At 71.3% G+C, this 25942-nt stretch carries 25 protein-coding genes and 3 tRNA genes; 17 read left to right on the forward strand and 11 right to left on the reverse strand.

Annotated elements, in window-relative coordinates; all coding sequences use genetic code 11:
- Nucleotides 1-21: 21 nt before the first annotated feature.
- Nucleotides 22-483, reverse strand: a complete 462-nt coding sequence (locus J2Z33_RS08805; protein ID WP_209839979.1) for an Lrp/AsnC family transcriptional regulator — start codon at nucleotides 481-483, stop codon at nucleotides 22-24.
- Between the two features lie 143 nt (nucleotides 484-626).
- Here J2Z33_RS08805 and cysG point away from each other — a divergent pair, with 143 nt between their 5' ends.
- The 6 genes from cysG to J2Z33_RS08835 all read left to right on the forward strand — a co-directional run bounded on the left by cysG (nucleotide 627) and on the right by J2Z33_RS08835 (nucleotide 6127).
- Nucleotides 627-2024 (forward strand): siroheme synthase CysG, encoded by a 1398-nt coding sequence (gene cysG / locus J2Z33_RS08810; RefSeq protein WP_209839981.1) that lies wholly within the window; start codon nucleotides 627-629, stop codon nucleotides 2022-2024.
- Nucleotides 2021-2368: a DUF2849 domain-containing protein gene (locus J2Z33_RS08815; RefSeq protein WP_209839983.1), complete on the forward strand. Its 348-nt coding sequence runs from the start codon at nucleotides 2021-2023 to the stop codon at nucleotides 2366-2368. The genes cysG and J2Z33_RS08815 overlap by 4 nt, the downstream gene beginning before the upstream one ends.
- Nucleotides 2361-4031: a nitrite/sulfite reductase gene (locus J2Z33_RS08820; protein ID WP_209839985.1), complete on the forward strand. Its 1671-nt coding sequence runs from the start codon at nucleotides 2361-2363 to the stop codon at nucleotides 4029-4031. The genes J2Z33_RS08815 and J2Z33_RS08820 overlap by 8 nt, the downstream gene beginning before the upstream one ends.
- Nucleotides 4021-4803 (forward strand): phosphoadenylyl-sulfate reductase, encoded by a 783-nt coding sequence (locus tag J2Z33_RS08825; RefSeq protein WP_209839987.1) that lies wholly within the window; start codon nucleotides 4021-4023, stop codon nucleotides 4801-4803. The genes J2Z33_RS08820 and J2Z33_RS08825 overlap by 11 nt, the downstream gene beginning before the upstream one ends.
- A 10-nt stretch (nucleotides 4804-4813) precedes the next feature.
- Complete coding sequence (locus J2Z33_RS08830; RefSeq protein ID WP_209839989.1) at nucleotides 4814-5227, forward strand: DUF934 domain-containing protein; 414 nt, start codon at nucleotides 4814-4816, stop codon at nucleotides 5225-5227.
- A gap of 75 nt (nucleotides 5228-5302) precedes the next feature.
- Nucleotides 5303-6127 carry a ferredoxin--NADP reductase gene (locus tag J2Z33_RS08835; RefSeq protein WP_209839991.1) on the forward strand — a complete coding sequence of 275 codons (825 nt, stop codon included), beginning with the start codon at nucleotides 5303-5305 and terminating at the stop codon, nucleotides 6125-6127.
- Nucleotides 6128-6194: 67 nt separating this feature from the next.
- Here J2Z33_RS08835 and J2Z33_RS08840 read toward each other — a convergent pair whose 3' ends face one another.
- Complete coding sequence (locus J2Z33_RS08840) at nucleotides 6195-7199, reverse strand: hypothetical protein (protein WP_209839992.1); 1005 nt, start codon at nucleotides 7197-7199, stop codon at nucleotides 6195-6197.
- Between the two features lie 218 nt (nucleotides 7200-7417).
- Between J2Z33_RS08840 and infC the strand changes: the two genes are divergently transcribed.
- Complete coding sequence (gene infC, locus J2Z33_RS08845; protein ID WP_342454154.1) at nucleotides 7418-7933, forward strand: translation initiation factor IF-3; 516 nt, start codon at nucleotides 7418-7420, stop codon at nucleotides 7931-7933.
- 66 nt (nucleotides 7934-7999) lie between these two features.
- On the opposite strand, the gene J2Z33_RS08850 is transcribed toward infC, so the two are convergent.
- The 3 genes from J2Z33_RS08850 to J2Z33_RS08860 all read right to left on the reverse strand — a co-directional run bounded on the left by J2Z33_RS08850 (nucleotide 8000) and on the right by J2Z33_RS08860 (nucleotide 9317).
- Entirely contained in the window at nucleotides 8000-8386 is a 387-nt protein-coding gene (locus tag J2Z33_RS08850) for a hypothetical protein (protein WP_209839993.1), read from the reverse strand.
- Between the two features lie 81 nt (nucleotides 8387-8467).
- Nucleotides 8468-8830, reverse strand: coding sequence for an SUF system Fe-S cluster assembly protein (locus J2Z33_RS08855; protein WP_209839994.1), 363 nt, complete (start codon nucleotides 8828-8830; stop codon nucleotides 8468-8470).
- Nucleotides 8831-8906: 76 nt separating this feature from the next.
- Complete coding sequence (locus tag J2Z33_RS08860; protein WP_209839995.1) at nucleotides 8907-9317, reverse strand: hypothetical protein; 411 nt, start codon at nucleotides 9315-9317, stop codon at nucleotides 8907-8909.
- A gap of 110 nt (nucleotides 9318-9427) precedes the next feature.
- Between J2Z33_RS08860 and tgt the strand changes: the two genes are divergently transcribed.
- Nucleotides 9428-10576 (forward strand): tRNA guanosine(34) transglycosylase Tgt, encoded by a 1149-nt coding sequence (gene tgt, locus J2Z33_RS08865; RefSeq protein WP_209839996.1) that lies wholly within the window; start codon nucleotides 9428-9430, stop codon nucleotides 10574-10576.
- Between the two features lie 18 nt (nucleotides 10577-10594).
- Here the strand turns inward: tgt and J2Z33_RS08870 are convergent, their stop codons facing one another.
- A complete protein-coding gene (locus tag J2Z33_RS08870) occupies nucleotides 10595-11161 on the reverse strand; it encodes an Npun_F0296 family exosortase-dependent surface protein (RefSeq protein ID WP_209839997.1) in 567 nt (188 codons plus the stop codon).
- Nucleotides 11162-11440: 279 nt separating this feature from the next.
- Between J2Z33_RS08870 and lon the strand changes: the two genes are divergently transcribed.
- Nucleotides 11441-13849 carry an endopeptidase La gene (gene lon / locus J2Z33_RS08875; RefSeq protein ID WP_209839998.1) on the forward strand — a complete coding sequence of 803 codons (2409 nt, stop codon included), beginning with the start codon at nucleotides 11441-11443 and terminating at the stop codon, nucleotides 13847-13849.
- 47 nt (nucleotides 13850-13896) lie between these two features.
- On the opposite strand, the gene J2Z33_RS08880 is transcribed toward lon, so the two are convergent.
- Complete coding sequence (locus J2Z33_RS08880; protein WP_209840000.1) at nucleotides 13897-14802, reverse strand: 5'-methylthioadenosine/S-adenosylhomocysteine nucleosidase; 906 nt, start codon at nucleotides 14800-14802, stop codon at nucleotides 13897-13899.
- A 117-nt stretch (nucleotides 14803-14919) separates the two neighbouring features.
- Here J2Z33_RS08880 and J2Z33_RS08885 point away from each other — a divergent pair.
- From J2Z33_RS08885 to J2Z33_RS08900, 4 genes are all read left to right on the forward strand, one after another.
- Nucleotides 14920-14994 (forward strand) — tRNA-Val (locus tag J2Z33_RS08885).
- Between the two features lie 13 nt (nucleotides 14995-15007).
- Nucleotides 15008-15649, forward strand: a complete 642-nt coding sequence (locus J2Z33_RS08890; protein WP_209840002.1) for a histidine phosphatase family protein — start codon at nucleotides 15008-15010, stop codon at nucleotides 15647-15649.
- Nucleotides 15640-15715 (forward strand) — tRNA-Val (locus J2Z33_RS08895). Before J2Z33_RS08890 ends, J2Z33_RS08895 begins: the two co-directional genes overlap by 10 nt.
- A gap of 18 nt (nucleotides 15716-15733) precedes the next feature.
- Nucleotides 15734-16486, forward strand: a complete 753-nt coding sequence (locus tag J2Z33_RS08900) for a glycosyltransferase family 2 protein (RefSeq protein ID WP_209840004.1) — start codon at nucleotides 15734-15736, stop codon at nucleotides 16484-16486.
- Here the strand turns inward: J2Z33_RS08900 and J2Z33_RS08905 are convergent.
- From J2Z33_RS08905 to J2Z33_RS08915, 3 genes are read right to left on the reverse strand one after another with little or no spacing between them, the layout of a single operon-like run.
- The gene (locus J2Z33_RS08905; protein WP_209840006.1) at nucleotides 16483-17340 is read right to left on the reverse strand and encodes a glycosyltransferase family 2 protein; all 858 of its coding nucleotides are present in this window, start codon (nucleotides 17338-17340) and stop codon (nucleotides 16483-16485) included. The genes J2Z33_RS08900 and J2Z33_RS08905 overlap by 4 nt on opposite strands.
- A complete protein-coding gene (locus J2Z33_RS08910; protein ID WP_209840009.1) occupies nucleotides 17333-18460 on the reverse strand; it encodes a glycosyltransferase in 1128 nt (375 codons plus the stop codon). Before J2Z33_RS08910 ends, J2Z33_RS08905 begins: the two co-directional genes overlap by 8 nt.
- Nucleotides 18457-19368, reverse strand: a complete 912-nt coding sequence (locus J2Z33_RS08915; protein ID WP_209840011.1) for a glycosyltransferase family 2 protein — start codon at nucleotides 19366-19368, stop codon at nucleotides 18457-18459. Before J2Z33_RS08915 ends, J2Z33_RS08910 begins: the two co-directional genes overlap by 4 nt.
- A 257-nt stretch (nucleotides 19369-19625) precedes the next feature.
- Here J2Z33_RS08915 and J2Z33_RS08920 point away from each other — a divergent pair, with 257 nt between their 5' ends.
- Both J2Z33_RS08920 and J2Z33_RS08925 read left to right on the forward strand, forming a co-directional pair.
- Nucleotides 19626-20675, forward strand: a complete 1050-nt coding sequence (locus tag J2Z33_RS08920; protein WP_209840013.1) for a histidine kinase dimerization/phosphoacceptor domain -containing protein — start codon at nucleotides 19626-19628, stop codon at nucleotides 20673-20675.
- A gap of 138 nt (nucleotides 20676-20813) precedes the next feature.
- A tRNA-Asp gene (locus J2Z33_RS08925) sits at nucleotides 20814-20890 on the forward strand.
- Between the two features lie 788 nt (nucleotides 20891-21678).
- Here J2Z33_RS08925 and J2Z33_RS08930 read toward each other — a convergent pair.
- Entirely contained in the window at nucleotides 21679-23046 is a 1368-nt protein-coding gene (locus tag J2Z33_RS08930) for a M20/M25/M40 family metallo-hydrolase (RefSeq protein WP_209840015.1), read from the reverse strand.
- 217 nt (nucleotides 23047-23263) lie between these two features.
- Here J2Z33_RS08930 and hemA point away from each other — a divergent pair, with 217 nt between their 5' ends.
- Both hemA and J2Z33_RS08940 read left to right on the forward strand, forming a co-directional pair.
- Nucleotides 23264-24487 (forward strand): 5-aminolevulinate synthase, encoded by a 1224-nt coding sequence (gene hemA, locus J2Z33_RS08935; protein WP_209840017.1) that lies wholly within the window; start codon nucleotides 23264-23266, stop codon nucleotides 24485-24487.
- 118 nt (nucleotides 24488-24605) lie between these two features.
- Complete coding sequence (locus J2Z33_RS08940; protein ID WP_209840019.1) at nucleotides 24606-25922, forward strand: helix-turn-helix domain-containing protein; 1317 nt, start codon at nucleotides 24606-24608, stop codon at nucleotides 25920-25922.
- The last annotated feature ends 20 nt before the right edge of the window (nucleotides 25923-25942 follow it).

Here is a 25942-nt window from a genome sequence, read left to right on the forward strand (position 1 = left end):
GGCGGATCGGGGTGGTGGTCGTCACAGCGGCAGGGCCGCCGTGCTCTTGATCTCCTCCATCGACAGCAGCGCGGTCACGGTGTGGATGCGGACCTCGGAGATGAGGGCCTGATAGAAGGTGTCGTAGGCGCGGGCGTTCCTGACCCGCACCTTCAGGATATAGTCGATGTCGCCGGCAAGGCGGTGGGCCTCCTGCACCTCGGGGCGGGCGCGTAGGGTGGCGAGGAAGCGGCGCTGCCAGTCGGCCTCGTGCTCCGACGTGCGGATGAGGACGAAGAAGGTCGCCTCGAAGCCCAGCGCCTCGGCGTCGAGCAGGACGGTCTGCTGGCGGATGATCCCGGCCTCGCGCATCCGCTTGATGCGGTTCCAGACGGGGGTCTTGGAGGAGCCCACGGCGCGGGCGATCTCGTCGAGCGAGCGGCCCGCGTCGGCCTGCATCTCGCGCAGGATTTTCCGGTCGGTGTCGTCGGGGGAGAACGTCATTCTCGGCTCCGGGGGAAAGCGGGACATATGTCCTGGCTGGCGTGCTGGGGCGAACGTATGTCCTTATCTGCTACGCACAATGGCAATTTTGCGGGACAAAGTTCTATATTGGGCGAACGATAGAGACGTGGCGGAGTCGGCCGATGCAGCATTTCCCGGTCTTCATGGCGGTCAAGGGGCGGCGGATCGTCGTCTCGGGCGGCGGCGACGCGGCGCTGGCCAAGCTGCGGCTGCTGCTGAAGACGGAAGCGCGGATCGAGGTCTATGCGCCCGAAGCCGAGCCGGAAGTCGAGCATTGGGCGGCCGAGGGGCGGCTGTCGCTCTACCGTCGTCCCATCGAGGCCGCCGACCTGATGGGCGCGGTGCTGGCCTATGGCGCGGACGAGGACGATCTTCTCGACGCGCGGCTCGCGGCCCTCGCCACCGAGACTCGGGTGCCGCACAACATCGTGGACAACCTGGAGGATTCCGCCTTCATCACGCCGGCCATCGTGGATCGCGACCCGGTGGTGGTGGCGATCGGGACCGAAGGCGCGGCCCCGGTGCTGGCGCGGTCGATCAAGGCCGATCTGGAGGCGCGACTGCCGTCGTCGCTGGGGCTGCTGACGCGGGTCGGGCGGTCCTTCCGGCAGGCGGCGGAGCGGTTGCCTTTCGGGCGGCGGCGGCGGGAATTCTGGGCGGAATATTACGCGAGCATCGGGCCGCAAGCCCATGCGAAGGGCGGAGAACAGGCCGTCGCGCCGGCACTCGCGCAGCTTCTGGCGGACCACCTGACGGCTTCGCCCAGCAAAGGGCACGTGGATTTCGTGGGCGCGGGGCCGGGCGACCCGGACCTCCTCACCGTGCGGGCGCGGCGGGCGCTGGACGGGGCCGACGTGGTGATCCACGACCGGCTGGTGACGCCCGCGATCCTCGACCTCGCGCGGCGCGAGGCGCTGATCGTGGACGCGGGCAAGGAGGGGTTCGGCCCCTCGACCCCGCAGGCCGAGATCGACGCCCTGATCGTGCGGCACGCCCGGAAGGGGCGGCACGTCGTGCGGCTCAAGGCGGGCGATCCGACGGTGTTCGGGCGGCTGGACGAGGAGGTGGAGGCGGTGGAGGCGGCCGGGATCTCCTTTGCCATCGTGCCGGGGATCACGGCGGCGTCGGCGGCGGTGGCCGCGATTGGTCAGTCGCTGACGCGGCGGGGGCGCAACGCCTCGGTGCGGCTGCTGACCGGGCATGACGTGAAGGGCTTCGCTGACCACGACTGGAAGGCGCTCGCGCGGCCCGGCGAGGTCGCGGCGATCTACATGGGCAAGCGGTCGGCGCGATTCGTGCAGGGGCGGCTGCTCATGCACGGCTGCGACCCGGAGACGCCGGTGACGGTGGTGGAGAACGCCTCGCGCCCCGAGCAGCGGGTGCTCGTCACGACGGTGTCGCAGATGGAGCCCATGATGTCCGAGGCGCGGCTTGACGGCCCCGCCCTGACCTTTATTGGCTTGGCGCCTCGCGCCGCGCAGGCCGCCGTTCGCAACCTTGCCCAGGAGGCCGTGTCATGAGCCGCCGATTCACGCCGAAGGTCGTGTCCGCCAACCACCTCCTGGAGGGGGATGCCGTCTGGCTGACCGAGGACGACCGCTGGACCCGTGACATGGCCGAGGCCGAGCTGATCGAGGACGAGGCGCACGCGGCGATCCGGCTGCTGTTCGCCAAGGGGCAGCCGGGCGTCGTGGTCGGGGCCGAGCTGGTGGACGCCTCCGCCGGGGCGGGCGGGCCGGTGCCAACGCATTTCCGCGAGGCCTTCCGCACCCATGGCCCCACCAACTATCATCACGGCAAGCGCGCCGAGGGCCTGACGCCCCGCGGCAAGATTCCCGGCAACGAGACGCTCTCCAATGTATAGATACAACGAATTCGACGAGGCCTTCGTCCGTTCGCGCGTGGCGCAGTTCCGGGGGCAGGTGGAGCGGCGGATCGACGGCTCCTTGACCGAGGACGAGTTCCGGCCGCTGCGGCTGATGAACGGGCTGTATCTGCAACTGCACGCCTACATGCTGCGGGTGGCGATCCCCTATGGGACGCTGCGCGTGGATCAGATGCGGCGGCTCGCCGACATCGCGGAGCGGTGGGACCGAGGCTATGGTCACTTCACCACGCGGCAGAACATCCAGTTCAACTGGCCGCGCCTGAAGGACGTGCCGGACATCCTCGACGCGTTGGCGGACGTGGGGATGCACGCGATCCAGACCTCGGGCAACTGCGTGCGGAACGTGACGGCGGACCACTTCGCCGCCGCCGCCGCGGACGAGATCGCGGACCCGCGCCCCATCGCGGAGCTGCTGCGGGAATGGTCCACCGACCACCCGGAGTTCCAGTTCCTGCCGCGCAAGTTCAAGATCGCCATCACCGGGTCGCCCAACGACCGGGCGGTGACCAAGGCGCACGATATCGGGCTTCGGATGGTGCGGAACGAGGCGGGCGAGCCCGGCTTCGAGGTGCTGGTGGGCGGCGGTCTGGGACGGACGCCGATGCTGGCGCAGGTGATCCGGGACTTCCTGCCGCAGGCGGACCTGCTGCCCTACATCGAGGCGATCCTGGGGGCGTACAACCTCAAGGGCCGGCGCGACAACAAATACAAGGCGCGCATCAAGATCACCGTCTTCGAGAACGGGCTGGACGCCTTCAAGGCGGACGTGGAGGAGCGCTTTGCCCGCCTGCGGTCGCAGTGGTCGGGGGCCGACCAGGAAGTGCTGAAAGAGATCGAGGCGCAGTTCGTGCCGCCGGCTTTCCGCAACGTGCCGGTGGACGAGTTCGAGGCCTTCCGCGCAGGGAACGCCGTGTTCCGCGCCTGGGCCGACACCAACCTCCATCCGCACAAGGTGGACGGCTACGCCATCGTGTCGATCTCGCTCAAGAAGCATGGGGACACGCCGGGCGACGCCACGGCCCATCAAATGCGGGTCATGGCCGACCTGGCGGAACGCTATGGCCATGGCGAGCTGCGGGTGAGCCACGAGCAGAACATCATCCTGCCGCATGTCCACAAGTCGGACCTGCCGGCGGTTTGGGCCAGCTTGCGCGAGGCGGACCTCGCGACGGCGAACATCGGGCTGGTCAGCGACATCATCGCCTGCCCCGGCATGGACTACTGCGCGCTCGCGACGGCGCGGAGCATCCCCATCGCGCAGCAGATCGCCATGCGCTTCGAGGAGATGCAGGTCGAGCACGAGGTCGGGCCTCTCAAGATCAAGATCTCGGGCTGCATCAACGCCTGCGGGCACCACCATGTGGGCCACATCGGCATCCTGGGCCTGGATCGGGCGGGGGTGGAGAACTATCAGGTGACGCTCGGCGGCGACGGCACCGAGACGGCGGCCATCGGCGAGAAGATGGGCCCCGGCTTCCCGGCCGAGGAGATCGTTGGCGCGGTGGAGCGGCTGGTGCTGGGCTACCTGGAGATCCGGCGCGACGCCGAGGAGACGTTCCTTGAGACCTTCCGCCGTGTGGGACCGGAGCCGTTCAAGGGCTTCCTCTATGGAACGGAGGAAACGGCGGATGCGGCCTGAACCGATCACCAGGATCGACGCCGTGCCGGTGAGCGGCGCGAACCTTCGTCCCGTGGCCGAGCGGGTGGCGGAGCTGAACGCCCGCTACAAGCACCACGCGGCAGCGGACGTGATGCACCACGCCATGACCGATCCGCAGGTGGGGCGGCTGGCGATGGTGTCCTCCTTCGGGGCCGAGTCGGTGGTGCTGCTGCACATGGCGGCGGTGACGAACCGGCACGTGCCGGTGCTGTTCATCGACACCGAGATGCTGTTCGCCGAGACGCTGGCCTATCAGTTGGAGCTGACCGAGCGGCTGCGGCTGACCAACGTACAGGTCATCAAGCCCGATCCGGCCGAGGTCGCCGCAAAGGACCCGTTCGGGCTCCTCCACAAGGGGAACCCCGACGCCTGCTGCGACCTTCGCAAGACCCTCCCGTTGCAGACCGCGCTGCTGGGCTACGACGCCTGGATCACCGGGCGGAAGCGGTATCAGGGCAAGACGCGGGCCGCGCTCGACTTCTTCGAGAACGAGGGCGACATCCGCATCAAGGTCAACCCGCTCGCCCATTGGACGAGCGAGGACCTGAGGGACTACATGAACGAGAACCGGCTGCCGCGTCATCCGCTGGTGGCCAAGGGCTATCCGTCCATCGGCTGCGCGCCCTGCACCACGCCCGTCAGGGAGGGCGAGGACCCGCGCGCCGGGCGCTGGCGGAACACCCAGAAGGAAGAATGCGGCATCCACATCGTCGACGGCAAGATCGTGCGCGGCTCGGTCGCGGCGGGCTGAGGAGACAGGCATGAGCATCATCGTCACCGACACCGGCTTCGCGACCGACGACTTCCCCGGCGTGGTCCGGCCGCTGGCCGAGATCGCCGAGGTGCAGGAGGGCGACGGGGTGGAGATCGGCCCCGCCGACGACCCGCGCGTGCTGGTGGGCGTGCTGGGGCAGGTGGCGCTGATCCGCGTCCGCTTCCCGGCCTTCAACGACGGGCGAGGGTTCAGCCACGCCCGCGACCTCCGCAGCTTCGGCTTCACCGGGCGGCTGCGGGCGGTGGGGCACGTGCTGGCCGACCAGTATGCCATGGCCCGCCGCGTGGGCTTCGACGAGGTGGAGATCGACGAGGCGCTGGCCGCCCGCCAGCCCGAGGCGCAGTGGCTCGCCCGGGCCGACTGGCGCGAGAACTGGTATCAGGCCCGCCTGCGCGCCTGAGCCGCATTCCCTTGTGGCACCGAACCTTTACACGGAGCGCTTCACGAGGAGCGCAGCATCCCCAGGACGTTTCAGATGACCGATCAGACCCCCGTCGTTGAGAAGGCCGCGTCGCCCGTCACCCTGCCGGACGCGCAGACCGTCACCTCCGTCAGGCACTTCACCGACCGGCTCTTCGCGTTCCGCGTGACGCGGCCGCGCTCGCTCCGGTTCCGCTCGGGCGAGTTCGTGATGATCGGGCTGCTGGGTGAGAACGGCAAGCCGCTGCTGCGCGCCTATTCCATCGCCTCGCCCGCCTGGGACGAGGAACTGGAGTTCTACTCGATCAAGGTGCCGAACGGGCCGCTGACCTCCAGGCTCCAGCACATCCAGCCGGGCGACGAGATCATCCTGCGGCCCAAGCCGGTGGGGACGCTGGTGCACGACGCGCTGCTGCCGGGCAAGCGGCTGTGGATGTTCGCGACGGGAACGGGCTTCGCGCCCTTCGCCTCGCTGCTGCGCGAGCCGGAGACCTGGGAGAAGTACGACGAGGTGATCGTCACCCACACCTGCCGCGAGGTGGCCGAGCTGACCTATGGGCGCGAGATCGTGGAATCGCTCAAGGACGACGAGCTGATCGGCGAGATGGTCGGGGACAAGCTGAAGTATTATCCGACGACGACGCGCGAGGAGAGCCCCAAGATGGGGCGGATCACCACGCTGATCGAGAGCGGGGAGGCGTTCCGCGACCTCGGCATCCCGCCGCTCGATCCGGCGGTGGACCGTGCGATGGTCTGCGGGAGCCTCGCCTTCAACCTCGACATCAAGGCGCTGCTGGAGAAGGCGGGCCTGCGCGAGGGTGCGAACAGCGATCCCGCCGAGTTCGTGGTCGAGAAGGCCTTCGTCGGCGACGGCGTCTGAGCCGTCGCATTCGGGACATGGGAAGGGCGCATGACCGGGGTCATGCGCCCTTTTCGGTTTCTGGGTCTCAGCCTTCCGTCAGTGCCGTGCGGATGCGGGTCAGCACGTCGGGCAGAAGGCCGGGAAAGCCCTGCGCCCGCTCCAGCGCGGTCTTGAGCTGGGTCTTGAGCGAAGCGTCGAGCGACGAGGCGTCGATGGCCTGGTTCACCGCGGCGACGTCGAGGCTCGCGGGGTCGAGCAGGGTGTCGAGGTCGGCAGGAGCGGTCGGCACGGCGGCGTCCTCGGGCGTGGGGGTCGCGGTGCCGGCGGACTCGCTGTTCGCCGTGCCGTCGGTCGTGGCCGGATCGACGGCAGGCGCGCCGGTCGCGACGTCGCCGCCGGCCGCGGCCGGAGCGACGGTGCCGCCTGCCGCCGCGCCCTGGTCGCCCGTGGCGGCGTCGGTGCCCGCCGCGTTGCCTGCGTTGGTGCCCTCCGCCGACGGGTCCACTGCGTCGGCGGCCTGCGGCGCGTTCTCGTTCGTCGTCTCAAGGCCGGGCGGGGTCTGGCCAGGGTCGGCGCTCTCCTCTGTGGTCGAGCCATCGATGGCTGCGCCGTCGGTCGCCGTCCCGGCGCCGTCCTCCGTCGTGGTCTCCGTCGCTGGGGCTTCCTCTCCGGCGGTGGCGGCAGGCTCGTTCGTGTCGGCGGTGATGCCCTGCGCGCCCGCGCCGTCCGTCTCCTCGGCAGTGGAGGTCGCGCCCGGCCCCGTGGCGGGTTCCTCGGCGGCGGGGCCGTCCTCGCTGGGCTCGGTCTCGGAGGTGTTGGCGGAGGCTCCCGCCTCGCCGGCGCCCTCGGCCTCCTCGGTGCCGGTCGGCTCCTCGCCGGAGGTGGCGGCATCGGCGGCGTTCTCTTGGGCGGGATTGGTCACGGCGGGCTCGACTGCGCCGGTGTCGGGCGTCGTGGCCCCGCCGTCGCCTGCGGGCTCGGTCGAGGTGGCGACCCCGTCCTGGCCGACAACGACGTCGTCGCTGCGGCTGTACATGTAGGCGACCACCGCCGCGACGACCACCACGACGATGGCTATGATGCGTGTCATCACATCTGTCCTTCAGAATGCTTGCGCCGGCGCGTGAGGCGCCCGGCTTCGGAGGTCATATGTCACGATCGCGTGTGGCGGCAACGCCGCTCGCGGTCGCGTGACGGCCGCCGCGCGGGGTTGAAGGAACGCGCCGCTCCCCTTATGTTGCCCCGCGCATTCCCCGACACTGCCAAAGGACCGCAGCCATAGGACGCAGACCCCACAACGCACCCCCGGTGCGCGAAACCGGCCCCCGGATCAACGAGCGCCTCCTGCGCGGCGGCGACATCCGCCTGATCGGGGCCAGCGGCGAGAACCTGGGCGTCGTCTCGCCCGAGCGGGCGCTCGGCCTCGCCGAGGAAGCCGGGCTGGACCTCGTAGAGATCTCGCCCACCGCGGTTCCGCCGGTCTGCAAGATCATGGACTTCGGCAAGTTCAAGTACGAGACGCAGAAGAAGGAAGCCGAGGCGCGGAAGAACCAGAAGGTCATCGAGATCAAGGAGGTCAAGTTCCGTCCAGGGACCGACACGCATGACTACGAGGTCAAGATGCGGTCGGTGTTCAAGTTCCTGGAGGAGGGCGACAAGGTCAAGGTGACGCTGCGCTTCCGGGGCCGTGAGATGGCGCATCAGGATCTCGGCAAGGCGCTGCTGGACCGCGTGGCCGATGACGTGAAGGCCCAAGGCAAGATCGAGTCGTTCCCCCGCCTGGAAGGGCGGCAGATGGTGATGATGATCGCGCCGGCGAAGTAAGGCTGCCCCCGACAGACGTCCGAAGGATCGGGCCCGGACCTCGCGTCCGGGCCTTCGTCGTTCAGGTCACCAGGGGCGCGCGGCCTCGAGCAGCGCCACGCAGCCGTCCCGGCCGTCGCCGCCCTGGAGGATGTCGCGGAGGAGCGCGCCGGGGTCGCCCTCGGCCGAGGGAACGCCATAGGCGGCGACGATCCCCATGGCCGCCATGCAGGCGGGGTCGCTCAGCCCCTCGCCATAGCCGGCCCCCTCCAGATAGTCTCGGCAGGCCACGCCGTCGCCCCCATCCACCAAGGCCGAGAAGTCCGAGGTGTCGCCGTCGATGCCACCGTCGATCAGGCCGTAGATCAGCAGCGACTCGGCCGCCGCGCATTCGAGCGGGGCAGCCGTGAGAACGGTTTCCTGCGCCAGCGCGGGGTTGGCGGTCAGGACGAGCAGGGCAAGCAGGCGCAGCATGGGACTCCTCGGGCGTGACGCGTCGGTCCAGGACCGGGTCCCGTGGGACTCAGCACACGGCGGGCCCGACGGGAAGTCCCCTCACATGAAGCCGAGCTCGAGCCGCGCCTCGTCGGACATCATCTCCATGCCCCACTGAGGCTCGAAGGTCATCTGCACGTCCACCTGACGGACACCGGGGACGGCGTTCACGGCGTCGGCGACCCAGCCCGGCATCTCGCCCGCGACGGGACAACCGGGCGCGGTCAGGGTCATCACGATGGCGACCACGCCCGCGTCGTCGATCCGGATCGTGTAGACCAGCCCGAGGTCGAAGATGTTGACCGGGATCTCGGGGTCGTAGACGGTCCGGCAGGCCTCGACCACGCTGTCGTAGAGGGGGTGGTCGATGGTGGACGGCGCGATGAGCGGCGTGCCTTCGAGGCTGGCTTCGGCGATCGACATGCAAGGTCCTCGGCTGAAATCCTGAGCGAAGATATAGGAAATCCAAGCCGGCGGGTAAAGGTCGCCGGTCGGACAGCTAGTCGCAGGCCCGCGCCTCGCCTCGGGCGATGAGGCGCGAGGCCTCCACCCGCGCGAAGCGGGGGGTGTGGCGCCAGTCGTCGAGGAAGCGCCGGGCGATGCGCGGCGGGTAGTAGGCGGCCATGGTCCGGGTGACCGCCTCGAACGTGGCGGGCGTCATCGGCAGGCCCCAGGCGAGGCGCGGGCCATGGAAGCCCAGCACTGCGTCGGGCTCGAAGCAGGCGGTCGAAAGGCCGAGATACATCGTGCAGGCCGATAGGCAGTCCCCGGCGACGCGCTTCTCCTCCCCTCGCGCCTCCAGGGCCGCGATCTCCAGGACGCGGAGGGCCACCGAGCCGCCCGGGTCGCGCGGCCTGTCCGCGAGAGCCGGGCCGGCGGCGAGCAGCAGGAGAAGGACGAGGCGAATCATGTGGACGCTCCGGGCCGGTTCATGATGCACGGCGTCGCGAGGCCGTCCACCGGGACGGGTTCCGTCCGGCGCGGCGCGGCGCTAGGGAGGCCCATCAGGAGGCGCCCCGCATGGCCACAGGCTTTTCCTTTACCCTTCATGCAACCGACGGGCGGGCGCGCACGGGCGTCATTGCTACGCCGCGCGGCGAGATCCGCACCCCCGCCTTCATGCCTGTGGGCACCGCCGGCACGGTCAAGGCCATGCTCCCCGAAAGCGTGCGGGCGACCGGGGCCGACATCCTGCTCGGCAACACCTACCATCTGATGCTGCGGCCGGGGGCGGAGCGGGTGGCGCGGCTGGGCGGGCTGCACCGCTTCATGAACTGGGAGCGGCCGATCCTGACGGACTCGGGCGGGTTCCAGGTGATGAGCCTGTCCGGGTTAAGGAAGCTGACGGAGGAGGGCGTCACTTTCTCCTCGCACATCGACGGGTCCAAGCATCACCTGACACCCGAGCGGAGCATGGAGATCCAGAAGCTCCTTGGCTCCGACATCGTGATGGCCTTCGACGAATGCCCGGCGCTGCCTGCGGCCGACGAGGCGGTAGCGGCGTCGATGCGGCTGTCGATGCGCTGGGCGCGGCGGTCGCGCGAGTCCTTCGGGGACCGGCCGGGGCACGCGCTGTTCGGAATCGTGCAGGGGGGCGTGTCGAGGGATCTGCGCGAGGAGTCGGCCGCGGCCCTGACGGCGATCGGCTTCGACGGCTACGCGGTGGGGGGCCTTGCGGTGGGCGAGGGGCAGGCGGCGATGTTCGGCGTGCTGGACTATGCCCCGGACCTGCTTCCCGAAGACAGGCCGCGCTACCTGATGGGCGTGGGCAAGCCGGACGACATCGTGGGAGCCGTGAAGCGCGGGATCGACATGATGGACTGCGTGCTGCCCTCGCGCTCGGGGCGGACGGGGCAGGCCTGGACGCGCCGGGGTCAGGTGAACCTGCGGAACGCCCGCCATGCCGACGACCCCCGTCCGCTCGACGAGGAGTGTCAATGCCCGGCCTGCCGGGGCTATTCGCGCGCCTATCTCCACCACGTCGTGCGTGCGGGCGAGATGATCGCGGGGATGCTGCTCACTTGGCACAACCTGCATTATTTCCAGGAGATCATGGCGGGGATGCGCGAGGCCATCGCCGCCGGGCAGTTCGAGGATTGGGAGCGCGGCTTCCATGTGCTGCGGGCCGAGGGCGACATCGAGCCGCTGGGTCGGCCGGGCGCCGCCTGACGCCCGGCCCGGGGCCCGTCAGAGCGCGCGACGGCGACGCAGCAGCAGAAGGCCGCCCAGCGCCGAGGAGAGGAGCACCGCGCCCGCCGGGACCGGCACCGACGCCACCGACAGGTTGGCGTATTCGAAGGCCGGCTGGCTCGAGGCCAGGGTGACGCGGTCGAAGACGCCCTGCGACCCGATGTTCGTGAAGGTCGCCAGCGATTGCGACAGGTTGGTCCCGTTCACGCCGGAGGGCGTGTAGGAGTCGACGAGCGAGCTGCCGAGATAGAAGCTGATCGTGTTCCAGGTGTCCGGCGACCCCCAAAGCAGGCTGAGCGAGCGGGACCGGCCGACGTTGTAGCTGACCAGCCCGCTGACGGCGCTGTAGATCCCCGTCGCGGCGAGGGAAGTGCCGGCCCAGGGGCTGAGGCGCACGTTGGTGACCGAGCCGGTGACGTTGTGGGCGAAGGCGCCTTGGATCAGGTCCGGGGCGGGGTTGACCGAGGCGGTGGTCGGCGCGGTGGAGAAGGTCAGGGTCGCGGCCGGGGCCGCGCCCGCCGCAAGGCAGAGCGCCAGCGCGGCGGCGGTGAGTGTCCGAAGCATGGATCGTCCCTCATGGATTGTGGTTGTGTGCGAAAGGCACGACCGGGACGCTGCGTCAGGGAATGCTGCCAAGGTGTTAACAGTCGGAATTGATGAAAGTTATTGGTCGTCCACGGGAAACGGCCGGTAGTCGGGAGGACGACCCCGGATCGGTCGGATGCGACGGAGGGGCCGGTTGACACCCCGGAACAGAATCCCCAACTATGCCCTACCGACCGGGGAGGGCCGAGCGCCGCCGATGACCGGGGCCAGAGCCTTCCTGCCTACGAGGAATCCCATATGACCGAACCTCTCGCGACCAGCTATCCCGTCCTGCCGCTGCGCGATATCGTGGTCTTCCCGCACATGATCGTCCCCCTCTTCGTGGGACGCGAGAAGTCCGTGCGCGCGCTGGAGGAGGTGATGGGCGACGACAAGCAGATCCTGCTGTCGTCCCAGGTCGATCCGGGCGTCGATGACCCCGGCACCGATGGAATCTACACGTCCGGCGTGCTCGCCAACGTGCTCCAGCTCCTCAAGCTGCCCGACGGGACCGTGAAGGTCCTCGTCGAGGGCAAGAGCCGCGTCCGCATCACCGAGTTCCTGAAGAACGACCGCTTCTTCGAGGCGCGCGTCCAGCCCCTCGCGGAGTCGCTGGGCGACCCGGAGATCGTGACCGCCCTGAGCCGCTCGGTCGGCCAGGAGTTCGAGAAATACGCCAAGATCAAGAAGAACATCCCCGAGGAGGCGATCGCCGCCGTCACCGAGGCGACGGACCCCGCCAAGCTCGGCGACCTGATCGCGGGCCATCTCGGCATCGACGTCAAGCAGAAGCAGGACCTCCTTGAGACGCTCGTGGTGTCCGAGCGGCTGGAGAAGGTCTATGGCCTGATGCAGGGCGAGATGTCGGTCCTTCAAGTCGAGAAGAAGATCAAGACCCGCGTGAAGTCGCAGATGGAGCGGACGCAGCGCGAGTACTACCTGAACGAGCAGATGAAGGCGATCCAGCGCGAGCTGGGTGACGGCGAGGACGGGCAGAACGAGCTCGCCGAGCTCGAGAAGCGCGTCGCCGAGACGAAGTTCTCCAAGGAAGCTCGCGAGAAGGCCGAGGCGGAGCTGAAGAAGCTCAAGTCCATGTCGCCGATGTCCGCCGAGGCGACGGTGGTGCGGAACTACCTCGACTGGCTGCTGGGCGTGCCGTGGGGAACCAAGTCCAAGGTCTCCAAGGACATCGTAAAGGCCGAGGACATCCTAAACGCCGACCACTACGGCCTGGAGAAGGTCAAGGAGCGGATCGTCGAGTATCTCGCCGTGCAGGCGCGCAGCCAGAAGCTGAAAGGGCCAATCCTCTGCCTCGTCGGTCCTCCCGGCGTGGGCAAGACCTCGCTCGGAAAGTCAGTGGCCAAGGCCACGGGGCGCGAGTTCATCCGCATCTCGCTCGGCGGCGTCCGGGACGAGTCGGAGATCCGCGGCCACCGGCGGACCTATATCGGCTCCATGCCGGGCAAGATCATCCAGGCGCTGAAGAAGGCCAAGACCACGAACCCGCTCATCCTGCTCGACGAGATCGACAAGATGGGGCAGGACTTCCGGGGCGACCCGGCGAGCGCCATGCTGGAGGTGCTGGACCCGGAGCAGAACTCCACGTTCGTGGACCACTATCTTGAGGTGGAATACGACCTGTCGAACGTGATGTTCCTGACCACGGCCAACTCGTACAACATGCCGGGGCCGCTCCTCGACAGGATGGAGATCATCTCGCTCGCGGGCTACACCGAGGATGAGAAGCGCGAGATCGCCAAGCAGCACCTCGTGCCCAAGGTGATGAAGAACCACGGCCTCAAGGCCGGGGAGTTCGAGATCAGCGACGGCGCGCTGAACGAGATGGTGCGGACCTACACCCGCGAGGCGGGCGTGCGGAACCTGGAGCGGGAGATCGCCAAGGTCGCGAGGAAGGTCACGACCAAGCTGGTGAAGCGCGAGGAGACCAAGGTCGTCGTCACCGAGCATAACCTCGACGACTACCTGGGCGTGAAGAAGTTCCGCTACGGCCTTGCGGAGCAGGAGGACCAGATCGGCGTTGTCACGGGCCTCGCCTGGACGAGCGTCGGGGGGGACCTGCTGTCCATCGAGGCGCTGAGGCTGCCGGGCAAGGGCCGGATGAAGACCACCGGCAAGCTTGGCGACGTGATGAAGGAGTCCATCGAGGCGGCGGCCTCCTATGTGCGGAGCATCAGCCCGCAGATCGGGGTCAAGCCGCCGAAATTTGACAAGATGGACATCCACGTCCACGTGCCCGAGGGGGCGACGCCCAAGGACGGCCCGTCGGCGGGCCTCGCCATGGTGACGTCGATCGTGTCGGTGCTGACGCAGATCCCCGTTCGCAAGGACATCGCCATGACCGGCGAGGTCACGCTGCGGGGCAACGCGCTGGCCATCGGTGGCCTCAAGGAGAAGCTGCTGGCGGCGCTCCGGGGCGGCATCAAGACGGTGCTGATCCCCAAGGAGAACGAGCGCGACCTGCCGGAGATCCCGGAGAACGTGAAGCAGGGGCTGGAGATCATCCCCGTGTCGCACGTCTCGGAGGTCCTGAAGCACGCCCTCGTGCGGCAACCCGAGCCCGTGGAATGGGACGAGGTGGCCGAGGAGGCGGCGGCGCTGGCCAAGGCCAAGGCCACCGAGGAGGTCTCGGGCGCGGTCGCGCACTGAGGCTTGAAAAGATTGGAAAGGGGCGCGGCGTGGGCCGCGCCCCTTTCTCATTCCGGCAGGGCGGCGAGGAAGGCTGTCACCACAGCGGCCGAGTTGCCGGCGGCCAATCCCATGAAGGTCGCCATCTCGTTCGCGCCCTCGCCCCCGCCGGCGAGGTCGGACAGGCTGCGGAAGGCGATGAAGGGCACGCCGTTGGCGTAGGCGACATGGGCCACCGCCGCGCTCTCCATGTCGAGCACGCGCGCCTCGAAGGTGGCGTGGGTCCATTCCCGGAACTCGGCGTTGTCCACGAAGGCCTGCCCCGACACGCCCCGGCCACCGACGACGATGCGGGGGACATGGCTCAGGCAGGCGCCTTCGGGCGGGCAGTCCTCCAGAATCGTGCCGGCCGCGACATCCTCGGCCACTCGGAGCCAGTCGGGGTCGGCGGGAAACCAGACCTTCTGCTCCACGCCTTCGGAGCCTTCGCGAGTGACGCCCACCGGCTGCGGGTGGATCATGCCGAAGTTCGGCAGGCCGCTCGGCTCCATCCAGGGTGGCAGGGCGAAGCCGTCCGGCGTCTCGCGGGCGAAGACCGATTCGAGATACTGGCTCCACTCGGCCGCCACGACCACGTCGCCGATGGCGAGCGACGGGTCCACGCCGCCGGCGATGCCGGAGAAGACGACGCCCTCAATGTCGAAGCGGTCGATCACGAGCTGCGTCGTCATCGCGGCGTTGACCATGGAGACTCCGGTCAGGAACAGCACCACCGATCGCCCGGCGAGCGTGCCGGTGACGAAGCGGATGCCGTTCACGACGTGCTCCTCCGGCCGCTCCATCGCGGCGAGGAGGGTGGTCCATTCCGGCGGGAAGGCGGACATGACGGCGATGCGCGGCTCGGGGTCGAGCGGCTGGGCGAGGGCCAAGGTGGGGGCGAGGCAGAGAGCGAGGGCGAGACGGGGCAGGGGCAAGGCAGGGCTCCGGTTGGGATCGGGGCGAGGGTCCGTCGCGGGAGCCGCCAGGTCAAGCACGCCCATGCGGAAGACGGCTTGCGCCCGCCGGGCGGAGCCGCTAAACGGCGCGGCGTCGGGCGATTAACTCAGTGGTAGAGTGCTTCCTTCACACGGAAGAAGTCGGGGGTTCGAATCCCTCATCGCCCACCATCCTCCTGCATTCATGATGGACCTGCCTGAGATCCTGCTGGCCCGCCACGGCGAGACCGAATGGAATCGCGAGGGCCGCTTCCAGGGTGCGCGCGACTCGGACCTGACCGAGCGGGGGCGGGCGCAGGCACTGGCCATGGGCGAGGCGCTGCGGAGCTGGGGCGTGGACGCCCGGTCGCACGGCGCTTGGACCAGCCCGCAGGGCCGCGCCCGCGACACCGCCCGCCTCATGCTCGATTCCCTCGGGGTCGCCGCCGAGGAGGAACCGGACCTCGTGGAGATCGGCATGGGCGCTTGGACCGGCCTCCTCCGCACGGAGGTCGAGGTCCGCTGGCCGGGGCCGGCGGGCGAGTCGCTGCTCGAGTTCTATGCCCGCTGCCCCGGCGGCGAGCCGTTGGCGGAGGTTGCGACGCGGGCGGCGCGGGTGCTGGCGCGGGTGCGGCGGCCTACGGTCCTCGTCACCCACGGGATCACGCTGCGAGTCCTCTGCTCGCTGGCACTGGGGCGGCCCCTGACCGAGGCGGGCGGTTATCCGCTGCGGCAAGGCGACCTCGTGCGGATCGCCAAGGGCCGGATGGAGATCGTGCCCGGCGGGGCGGCGCGCTTGCCAGGCCCGGCTCCAGCGGCTAACCACGATCTCACGCCGGGTGGTTAGCTCAGTTGGTAGAGCGTCTCGTTTACACCGAGGATGTCGGGGGTTCGAGCCCCTCACCACCCACCAGACCGCCCACGGGGACACATGGACCGACCGCTCTTCTCCGTGATCCTGCCGGTTCGCGACGCCGCGCTGACGCTGCCTGCGACGTTGGCCTCGCTCCTGGCCCAGACCCTGGGCGACTGGGAGGCGCTGGTGATCGACGACGCCTCAACGGATGGCGGCCTCGCGCGCGTGCGCGAGCTGGCTGGGAGCGATCGCCGCCTTCGGCTGCTGGGCGAGGGCGGCGCAGGCCCACGCGGCGCGGCGGAGACGCGCAACATCGGCATCCGCGCGGCGCGCGGGCGTCATGTCGCCTTCCTCGATTCCGACGACCTCTGGCTGCCCGCCAAGCTGGAGCGGCAGGCCGAGGCCTTCGCCGATGGCGCGACGATCGTCTTCTCCTCCTACCGGCGCATCGACGCCGAGGGGCGGCCTCTGTCGGTGGTGCGGGCGGCCCCGCGCGTGGCCTGGGACGACGCGCTGGGGGGCAATCCCATCGGCTGCCTTACGGCGGCCTACGACACCGAAGCCTTCGGGAGGGCCGAGATGCCTCTCCTGCCGACGCGGCACGACTACGCGCTCTGGCTGCGGCTCCTGCGGACCGGCGCGGTGGCCCATGGCCTGCCCGAGGTGCTGGCCGAATATCGCGTGCGGCCGGGGTCGCTCTCGTCCAACAAGCTGAAGGGCGCGCTGGCCGTGTGGCGGCTCCTGGGCGACGAGGGGGTGGGGCCGGCGCGGCGCACCGCCGGCTTCGCGCGTTACGCCGCGCGATCCGTCGTGCGCCGCCTGACCTAGCGGCGCTCGGGCGCGCCGCCCGTCAGCAGGCGCGCGACCTCGGCCAGCTCGACCCGCCAGAGCGACAGGCGCACCCCGCTCGCCACGAGCCGCCAGCGCCAGGGATGCCGGCGCGAGCCGAGGAACCGAGCCACCTCGCGCACCGGCGGCGTCAGGCTGCGGATCGTCCAGGCGAGGCGACGGCGGCGCGGGCCGGCGGCGACCTGCCCGCCCTTGATGCGGCGGGCCTTGGTCTCGACCTCCTGGCGCCGCGCGCGGGCGGGGTGGGCGACCACGGCCTCGGGTACCAGCGCCAGCGGCACGCCCTGTGCGCCGGCGCGGCGGCAGAACTCCGCGTCGCCGCCCGACAGGCGCGCCGGGTCGAAGCCGTCGAGGCGGCGCAGCACCTCGCGCGGGACGCAGAGGTTGGCGGTGGTCGCATAGCCACGCCGGACGTAACCTTCCTGCGGGATGCCACGCAGGGCGTCGTAGATCTCCCAGCGGTTCGGGCAGGGGCCGGGCTCGACCCGGACGGGGCCGGCGAGGAGGCCCGACCCGCCGGCGGCCGCGAAGGCGGCGAGCCAGCCCGGTGCAGGCCGGCAGTCCGCGTCGGTGAAGGCGAGCACCTGGCCGCGCGCCTCGGCCGCGCCGGCGTTGCGGGCGGCGTAGGAGCCGGGGCGGGGGCAATGCAGGACGCGCGTGCGGGACCGGAGCGCCGGCGGCAGGTCCGGGGGGGCGGGCGGCTCGGGGCCGTTGTCCACGAGGATCAGCTCGAAGTCGTCGAAGGTCTGCCCGGCCAGCGCCGCGAGCAGGACCGGCACGCGGTCCCAGTCGCGGAACACCGGGACGATGACAGAGAAGGCGGGCTCAGCCATCGAGGCCCACCGCCGCGAGGTAGGCGCGCGCCGCCCCGTCCGAGCCGAAGCGGAGCCCCGCCTCCTTGCGCGAGCGGGGATCGCCGGGGGTGTCCAGGGCGCGCGCCATGGCGGCGGCCAGCGCCTCGGGGTCGCCAGGGGGCACCAGCGGCCCGAGCCGGCCGGCCTCCAGGATCTCGGCGGGGCCCGAGGGACAGTCGGTCGAGACCACCGCGCAGCCGCAGCCCAGCGCCTCCACCAGGGCGAGCGAGAAGCCCTCCCAGCGCGACGACAGCGTGAAGAGGTCGGCGCGGGACAGGTAGGGCAGGGGGTCGGGGACATGGCCCGGCAGGTCCACCGCTCCGGAGAGGCCGAGGTCGCGGATCAGCCCCTCCAGCTCGGACCGGCGGTCGCCGTCGCCGAGGATCAGGAGGCGCGCGGCCGGACGGGCGGCGCGGAGCCGCGCGAAGGCGTGGAGCAGCGTCGGGAAGTCCTTCTGCGGCGCGAGCCGGCCGATGCCGAGGATCACCGGGGCGAGCGGGTCGCGCCCGCCGGGGAGCCGGCCGGCAAGCCAGGGATGCGGGCAGGGATCGTCGCGCCGCGCCAGCCGGGCCGGCGTCCAGACCGGGTTACCGATGACATCCACCGCGCCGGGCGGCAGGGCGAGCCGGGCTTCGAGGTCGCGGGCGACGCCCTGGGACACGGCGACGCGCGCCTCGGGCCAGCGGATCAGCCGTTCGCCGATCCATCCCGCGAGCCGGGCGGTCCGCCCGGCCCCAAGGCGGTGCTGGCTGGCGGCGTGGGTGTGGTAGGTCCAGACGAGCCGGCTCCGGCCCTGGAGCCCGGCCAGCCGCCGGCCCGCCAGCAGCAGCAGGTTCACGTAGTCGCGCGCCGATACGATGAGGTCGGGCGGGCTCTCCCGCAGGTGCCGCGCGACGGCCGGGAGCGCCTGCCGCGCCCGTGCGCCCACCCGCACGACGCGGGCGCCCGCCGGGGCCGGCCGGCCCTGCGCCTCGTCGAGGAGGAGCAGGTCCACGGCGTGGCCCCGGGCGAGGAGGCCCTCGGCGAGGTTGAGCATGACCACGCCGATCCCGCCGCCGCCCAGCGTGCCGGGGGCGAGGCAGATGCGGAGGGGCGTCACGGCGCGGGCTCCGGGCGCAGGCCCAGCCGGGCCAACGCGGCGCGGGATGCGAGGCGGGGGTGGCGCAGCGCCGCGCCCGCGAGGTAGCGCGCCGCCGCGAGCCGCCGGCCGTTGGCCCGCGCCACCCGCGCGGCCAGCCGGTCGGCGCGGTAGTCCAGCTCGGGCAGGAGGTCCGCCGCGTCGGCCGCGTGCCGGGCCAGCACGATCCGCTGGCAGGCGCGGATCTCCTCGGCGCTCCGGCCCCGGTGCGACTTGGCGTAGCGGCAGAGCGGGCGGTGGTCCTCGGGCGCCTCGATGCGGCCGCCGGCGCGGACGAAGGACAGGAACAGGTCGAGATCCTGCAGCCGCGTCAGCCTCTCGTCGAAGCGTCCCGCGAGCCGGAACGCCTCTCGGGGCGCGAGGATCGTCCACAGGTAGGCGCGCAGGGACCGGCCGAGCAGGAGCGCGCGGTGCTGGTCGCCGCCGACCTCCTGCCGGCAGGCCTGGACGCGGGCGCCCTGCGCCATGTCGTAGCCGCAGGTGATCCAGGTCCGGGCCGGGTCACGGCCCTGGGCGAGCAGCTCCTCCAGCCGGGCGGACTGGCGGGCGATCTTGTCGGGATACCACTCGTCCCCGGCGTCGAGCCAAGCGAGGCGCGGCGCCTCGGCGGCGTCGAGCAGGCGGTTGCGGCTGCGGGGGCGCCCCTCGTTGACCGGGTTCCGCAGCAGGAGGAGGCCGAGCCGCCCCTCGGCCCGGACCCTCTCGGCCAGGGCCTCGACGCGGGCGAGGTCGGCGGGCGGCGAGCCGTCGTCGAGGACCACCGCCCGGACCGGCCCCGCCCAGGTCTGCGCCGCGACCGAGGCGAGCGACCGCGCGAGCCCCTCGGGGTCGCGGTGATGCGGGAGCAGCACGTCGAGGGCGACGGTCATGCGAGCGGTCCCCGCCCGGAGCGGGGCGGCCGTCCCTGGCGCGCGGCGGCGATGGTCATGGGCGGCCCGTCCTCCAGCGCAGGCGATCCGGCGCGCGCCGGCCGGCACGCGGGCCGGTGTTACCGGGCCCGGCCCCGCCGCGCAACCGAGGCTCCGCCGAACCGTGGCGCGATTGCGGCAAAGCGTTGGTTTCCGTGCGGCGCCGCGCTAGGAAGAGGGCGCGGGAACAAGGGGACCCGCGAGCTTGGGGGCGAGACGTGACTGCATCCGAGACCTTCCCGCCCGAGGCCGGGCCGCGGGGGCATGGAATCGTGGACCGGGTGGCCGACTGGACCATGGCGCCGCGCGGGCCGCTGTTCCGCTGGGGCTTCGTCGCGGCGGCCTTCGTCCTGGCGACGGCGGCCCGCTTCGTGCTGGACCCCTACCTGCCACCGGGCTTCCCCTACCTCACCTTCTTCCCGGCCATCGCCCTGACCGGCTTCCTGGCGGGCTCGGGCCCCGGGGCCGTCCAGGCGATCCTGTGCGGCGTCGTGGCGTGGTTCTTCTTCATCCCGCCCACGCAGAGCTTCGCCCTCACCTCGGGCAAGGCCATGGCGCTCCTGCTCTACCTCGTGGTGACGGGGACGGAGCTCGGGCTCATCTACGCGATGCGGCGGGCGCTGGAGCGGCTGGCGCTGGCCGAGGCGCGGGCGCGCGAGCTGGCGCGGGCCCGCAGCCTGATGTTCGCCGAGCTGCAGCACCGGGTGTCGAACAATCTCGCGGTGGTGGGGGCGCTGCTGTCGGTGCAGCGGCGGGGCGTGAAGGACCCGGCCGCCGCGCGGGCGCTCGACGACGCGGTGGCGCGGCTCAACGTCGTCTCGCGGCTGAGCCGGCTCCTGCGCGATCCCGGCGCGCAGGAGATCGACTTCGCCGCCTTCCTGCGGGCGATGGTCCCCGACCTCGTGGCGGCGAGCGGCGTGGGCGACCGGATCTCGGTCCGGGTCACGGCCGAGCCGGTCGTCGTCCCCGCCGACAAGGCCGTGCCGCTGGGGCTGGTGGCGACGGAGCTGCTGTCCAACGCCATCGAGCACGGCTACCCGGGCGAGCGGCGGGGGGTGATCCAGGTCGGACTGGAGGCGCGCGACGGCGGGCGGGCGCGGCTCACCGTGCGGGACGACGGGCCGGGGCTGCCGCCCGGCTTCGACCCGCGCCGGTCGCCGAGCCTGGGCCTGACCATCGCCCGGCAGTTCGCCGACCAGATCGGGGCGGAGCTGGACATGGTGGACGACGGAGGGGTGGTGTCGCGCCTGGAAGTGCCGCTGGCCTGAGGCGCGGGGCCTTGTGGGTGACGCAAGGACAGCGGCCGGCGATGCAAATCCGGGGGGTGAATCGGCTTGACGGCGGCAAGGGGCGCCCGTAGAAGCCCCCTTGTCCGACGCAGACAAGACAGCGTCGGCGGCAGACGCGCGGTTGTAGCTCAGTCGGTTAGAGTACCGGCCTGTCACGCCGGGGGTCGCGGGTTCGAGCCCCGTCAACCGCGCCACTGCTGCCCTTCGGGAACGAAAGAGGCGCTCCTTCGGGGGCGCCTTTTTCGTTTCGGAGAGGGGCTCTGCCCCTCGCCCCTTCGGGGCTTCACCCCGGGATACTTGGAGCCAAAGAAGGGGGGTCTCGGACAGACTAAATCCCCGCGAGGCCTCCGGGTTCACTCCCGGGCTCGCGGGGACCAGGGGCGCGCGAGCGGGAGCACCGGCCGCTATTTAGCGGGCTGGGTCCAAGGGCATCGAGGGCGGAGGCGTGCCGGAGGCTGCGTCTCTCCCACCCTGGCCGGATATCTGGCCGCTCCTGGCCCATCGCGTGTGTCTCGCGCCCGGCCTTGTCGGGGCCGGGCTCGCTCTTCGTCTCTCGTCTCTCCTTTCCGCCCCCCGCCGTCGGTGCCGGCCGGCCGCCCCTGCGGGAGGGCCGGGCCGTGCGGCGGGGGAGCCGCTGCGTGTGGTCGTGCGGGGGAGAGAGTCGCACGCAGGCGTTAACGCCGCCTGACGGCAACGGGCGCGCAACGCCCCGCTCGCGCAACACCCCCGCCCGCCGTGCCACGCGCGCGAGGGCGGGGCGAGTCGGATCGGAGGCCCAGCGCAGGGCTGGACGCCGGGGGGACGGGCCGCCCGCTCCGCCGGCGCGGCCGTGATGGGCGGACGCCCGCCCGGCGGGACAGCACGGGGCCGCCCCGCCGCGCGCCGCGCCGCCCCGCGCACCCCTGACCTTCTTTGGCTCCAAATATCCCGGGGGGAGGCTCCGCAGGAGACGGGGGGCAGAGCCCCCCTTCGTCGGGGGCCGTCAGGACAGGGCGGCGAGGATGCGGGCCCAGCTTCGGATGCCCTTGTGGAAGCTCCTCACGTCATATTTCTCGTTGGGGGAATGGATCAGGTCGTCGTCGTTGCCGAAGCCGATCAGCATCGAGTCCATGCCCAGGATCGCCTTGAAGTAGCCCGCGACCGGAATGGAGCCGCCCGAGCCGGTGAAGGCGGCCGGGCGGGGCCATTCGTCGGTGAGAGCGGCGCGGGCGGCTTCGAAGGCGGGGCTGGAGGTGTCCATGACCGAGGCAGGCGAGGCGCCGTGGTCGTGGAACTCGACCGTGCAGTCGGCGGGCACCTGGGCGCGGACCATGGCGCGGAACGATTCGCGGATCTTGAGCGGGTCCTGGCGGCCGACGAGGCGGAAGCTGATCTTGGCGGTGGCCCGGGACGGCAGAACCGTCTTGAAGCCGTCGCCGGCGTAGCCGCCGGAGATGCCGTTGACCTCGGCCGTCGGGCGCGCCCAGATCGATTCGAGCACCGAGCGGCCCTGTTCGCCGGCCGGGACGGACAGGCCCACGTCGCCCAGGAAGGCCTCGGCATCGAAGCCCAGGGACTCCCACTGGGCGCGGAGATCGGGGGGCAGCTCCTCGACGCCCTCGTAGAAGCCGGGGACGGTGACGCGGCCGGCCTCGTCGTGGAGGCCGGCTATGATGCGGGACAGCACCCGGATCGGGTTGATGGCCGCGCCGCCATACATGCCCGAATGAAGGTCCATGCGGGGGCCGGTGATCGTCACCTCCTCGCCCAGGAGGCCGCGCAGCATGGTGGTGATGGCGGGGGTGTCGCGGTCGAAGAGGCCGGTGTCGCAGATCAGCGCCACGTCGGCGCGCAGCAGGTCGCGGTTCGATTCCATGAACGGGATCAGGGAGGGGCTCCCCGATTCCTCCTCCCCCTCGAAGAACATGGTCACGCGGGCGGGGAGCTTGCCATGGACGGCGATCCAGGCGCGGCAGGCCTCCACGAAGGTCATGAGCTGGCCCTTGTCGTCGGCGGCGCCCCGGCCGCGGATGACGGGGCCGGCGGGGGTCTCCTCGACGGCGGGCTCGAAGGGCGGGCTGCGCCAGAGGTTGAGGGGGTCCACCGGCTGCACGTCGTAATGGCCGTAGAAGAGGAGATGGCGGTCGCCCTCGCCGCCGCTCCCCACGACCATGGGGCGGCCGGGGGTCGGGTGCTTGGCCGCGCGGAAGCCCATGTCGGCGAGGTCCTGCACGAGCCAGTCGGCGGCGGCCTCGCAGTCGGGCGCATAGGCGCGGTCGGTGGAGATCGACGGGATGCGGAGCAGCGCGAGCAGGCGGTTCGTGGCCTGCGGGAGGTCGGCGTCGATGCGGGCCAGGACGGGATCGAGCATGGGGAGCCTCGGGATGGGAGTCGGGGCGAGGCTAGGGCGCGGGCCGGGCGGCGGCAACCGGCCCGAGCGATGCGCCGGGCGCGGGTCCGGTATTCCGACCTTTGGCGGGGCGACGAATTGTGCCATTTTCCGTGGCAGCCGTTTGATCTAGGACAAGGTGCCGGAGGGGGGGACTGTCCTACATCCCGTCCGGCAAGGCACCGCAAGGACTTCGACCGTGGATTACGACGCCCAACTCGACTCGGCCCTCGACCGTCTCCATCAGGAGGGGCGTTACCGCACCTTCATCGACATCGCGCGCGACAAGGGCCATTTCCCCCACGCCGTCTGGCACCGCCCCGACGGGCGGGAGCAGCCCATCACCGTCTGGTGCGGCAACGACTACCTGGGCATGGGGCAGCATCCGGTCGTGATCTCGGCCATGCACGAGGCGCTGGACGCGGTGGGCGCGGGGTCCGGGGGCACGCGCAACATCTCGGGCACCACGGTCTACCACAAGCGGCTGGAGGCGGAGCTCGCCGACCTGCACGGCAAGGAATCGGCGCTGCTGTTCACCAGCGCCTACATCGCCAACGACGCGACGCTCTCCACGCTCAAGGTGCTGTTCCCCGGCCTCATCATCTATTCGGACGCGCTGAACCATGCGTCCATGATCGAGGGCATCCGGCGCGGCGGCGGCCTCAAGCGGATCTTCCGGCACAACGACGTGGCGCACCTGCGCGAGCTGCTGGAAGCGGACGACCCGGCCGCGCCCAAGCTCATCGCCTTCGAGTCGGTCTATTCGATGGACGGCGATTTCGGGCCGATCAAGGCGCTGGTGGAGCTGGCCGAGGAGTTCGGGGCGCTGACCTACCTCGACGAGGTGCACGCGGTGGGCATGTACGGCCCGCGCGGCGGCGGCGTGGCCGAAGAATTGGGGCTGATGGGGCGCATCGACATCATCAACGCGACGCTGGGCAAGGCGGTCGGCGTGGTGGGCGGCTACATCGCGGCCTCGGCCAAGATGTGCGACGCGATCCGGTCCTACGCGCCGGGCTTCATCTTCACAACCTCGCTGCCCCCCGTCATCGCGGCGGGCGCGGCGGCGTCGGTGGCGCACCTGAAGACGGACCGGGCTCTGCGCGAGAAGCACCAGACCCAGGCCAAGATCCTGAAGCTGCGGCTCAAGGGGCTGGGGCTGCCGATCATCGACCACGGCTCCCACATCGTGCCGCTGATCGTGGGCGACCCGGTGCACACCAAGATGATCTCGGACATGCTGCTGTCGGACTTCGGCATCTACGTCCAGCCGATCAACTTCCCCACCGTGCCGCGCGGGACGGAGCGGCTGCGCTTCACGCCCTCGCCCGTCCACGGGCCGAAGGAGATGGACGCGCTGGTGCGGGCGCTGGACTCGCTTTGGAGCCACTGTGCGCTAAATCGCGCCGAACTGGCGGGCTGAGATCACGATCCGATGATGCAGGCCGGCCACGGTCGTGATAGACCCGCGTCCAAGGGCTTCCATGGTCTCCGAATCATGAATGAAGCCACGGGGGCGGGACGGAACGCGGGACGGGTTCATGATCGGGCGGGGCTTTCTGCGCGGCAAGGCGGCTGAGGACTCGGACCCCCAGGGGTTCGATGCCTACGACCTGCGCCTGGGCGACCTCATGCGAGGGGAGCGCGCGACGATGGGCAAGTCGCTCATCGACGTGCAGCGCGAGCTGAAGATCAAGGCCGCCTACATCGCCGCCATCGAGAACGCGGACCCGTCGGCCTTCGACACGCCGGGCTTCATCGCGGGCTACGTGCGATCCTACGCGCGCTACCTGAACATGGACCCGGACTGGGCCTTCGAGACCTTCTGCCGCGAATCGGGGTTCACCACCGCGCACGGGATGTCGGTCGCCGCCTCGCCCGCGCGGGCGCAGCGCGAGGACAAGGCCCCGGTCACGGCGCTGGGGCGCGACATCTTCGCGGGCCAGGGGACGCCGTTCCTGCCGGCCTCGCCCTCGGTGCTGTCCAGCGTGGAGCCGCGGGCGGTGGGATCGGTGCTGGTGCTGGTCGCGCTCCTGTCGGGCCTGAGCTATGGCGGCTGGACCGTGATGCGCGAGATCCAGAAGGTCACGCTCGCCCCGGTGGAGCAGCCGCCGACGGTGGTGGCCGAGGTGGACCCGCTGGCGGGCGGCGCGCGGCCGGACGGCGAGGGGGAGCGCTTCGCCTCCATCGAGGTGCCCTCGGCCGAGGCGCTGGACCGGCTGTATCGGCCCGAGGCGCTGGAGGTGCCGGTGCTGGTGCCGCGCGACGGGCCCATCGCCGCGCTGGACCCCGCGACCGTCGGCACGCTGCCGGCCCCCGGCGCAGAGGCGGCCCCGCAGGCGCCCGTCGCGGTCGCGCAGGCCGCGCCGGTCCAGGGCCCGCCGCCGCCGGGCGCGGTGGACGGGGTGGAGCAGGCGCTCGCCGCCGCGCTGGGCGCGGATGCGGACGGGGTGCTGGTCACGACCGGCCCGGCGCCCAGGGTGGAGCTGGTGGCGGTGCGCGACGCCTGGGTGCGGGTGAACGCGCCCGACGGCTCGGTGCTGTTCGAGGGCATCCTGGGGCCGGGCGACACCTTCGAGGTTCCCGCCACCGAGGAGCCGTCGAAGCTGCGCGTGGGCGAATCCGGCGCTCTGTTCATGGCGGTGAACGGCGTGCCTTTCGGGCCGGTCGGTCCGGCGGGGCAGGTGACGAAGGACGTGGCGCTGTCGCCCGAGGCGATCACCACGACCTACGCCCAGGCGGACCTGAGCCAGGAGGAGGAGCTGGCCGACTACGTGGCGGTCGCCTCGGCCGAGGGGGCGGACCCCGCCGACCTGCCCGCCGGCGCGGTGCTGCCGGGCGACGCGCCGAGCCAGTGAGGGGCGCGGCGCTCCGCCCG

Source organism: Rubellimicrobium aerolatum (genome assembly GCF_017872975.1).
In the GTDB taxonomy this organism is placed as follows: domain Bacteria; phylum Pseudomonadota; class Alphaproteobacteria; order Rhodobacterales; family Rhodobacteraceae; genus Rubellimicrobium; species Rubellimicrobium aerolatum.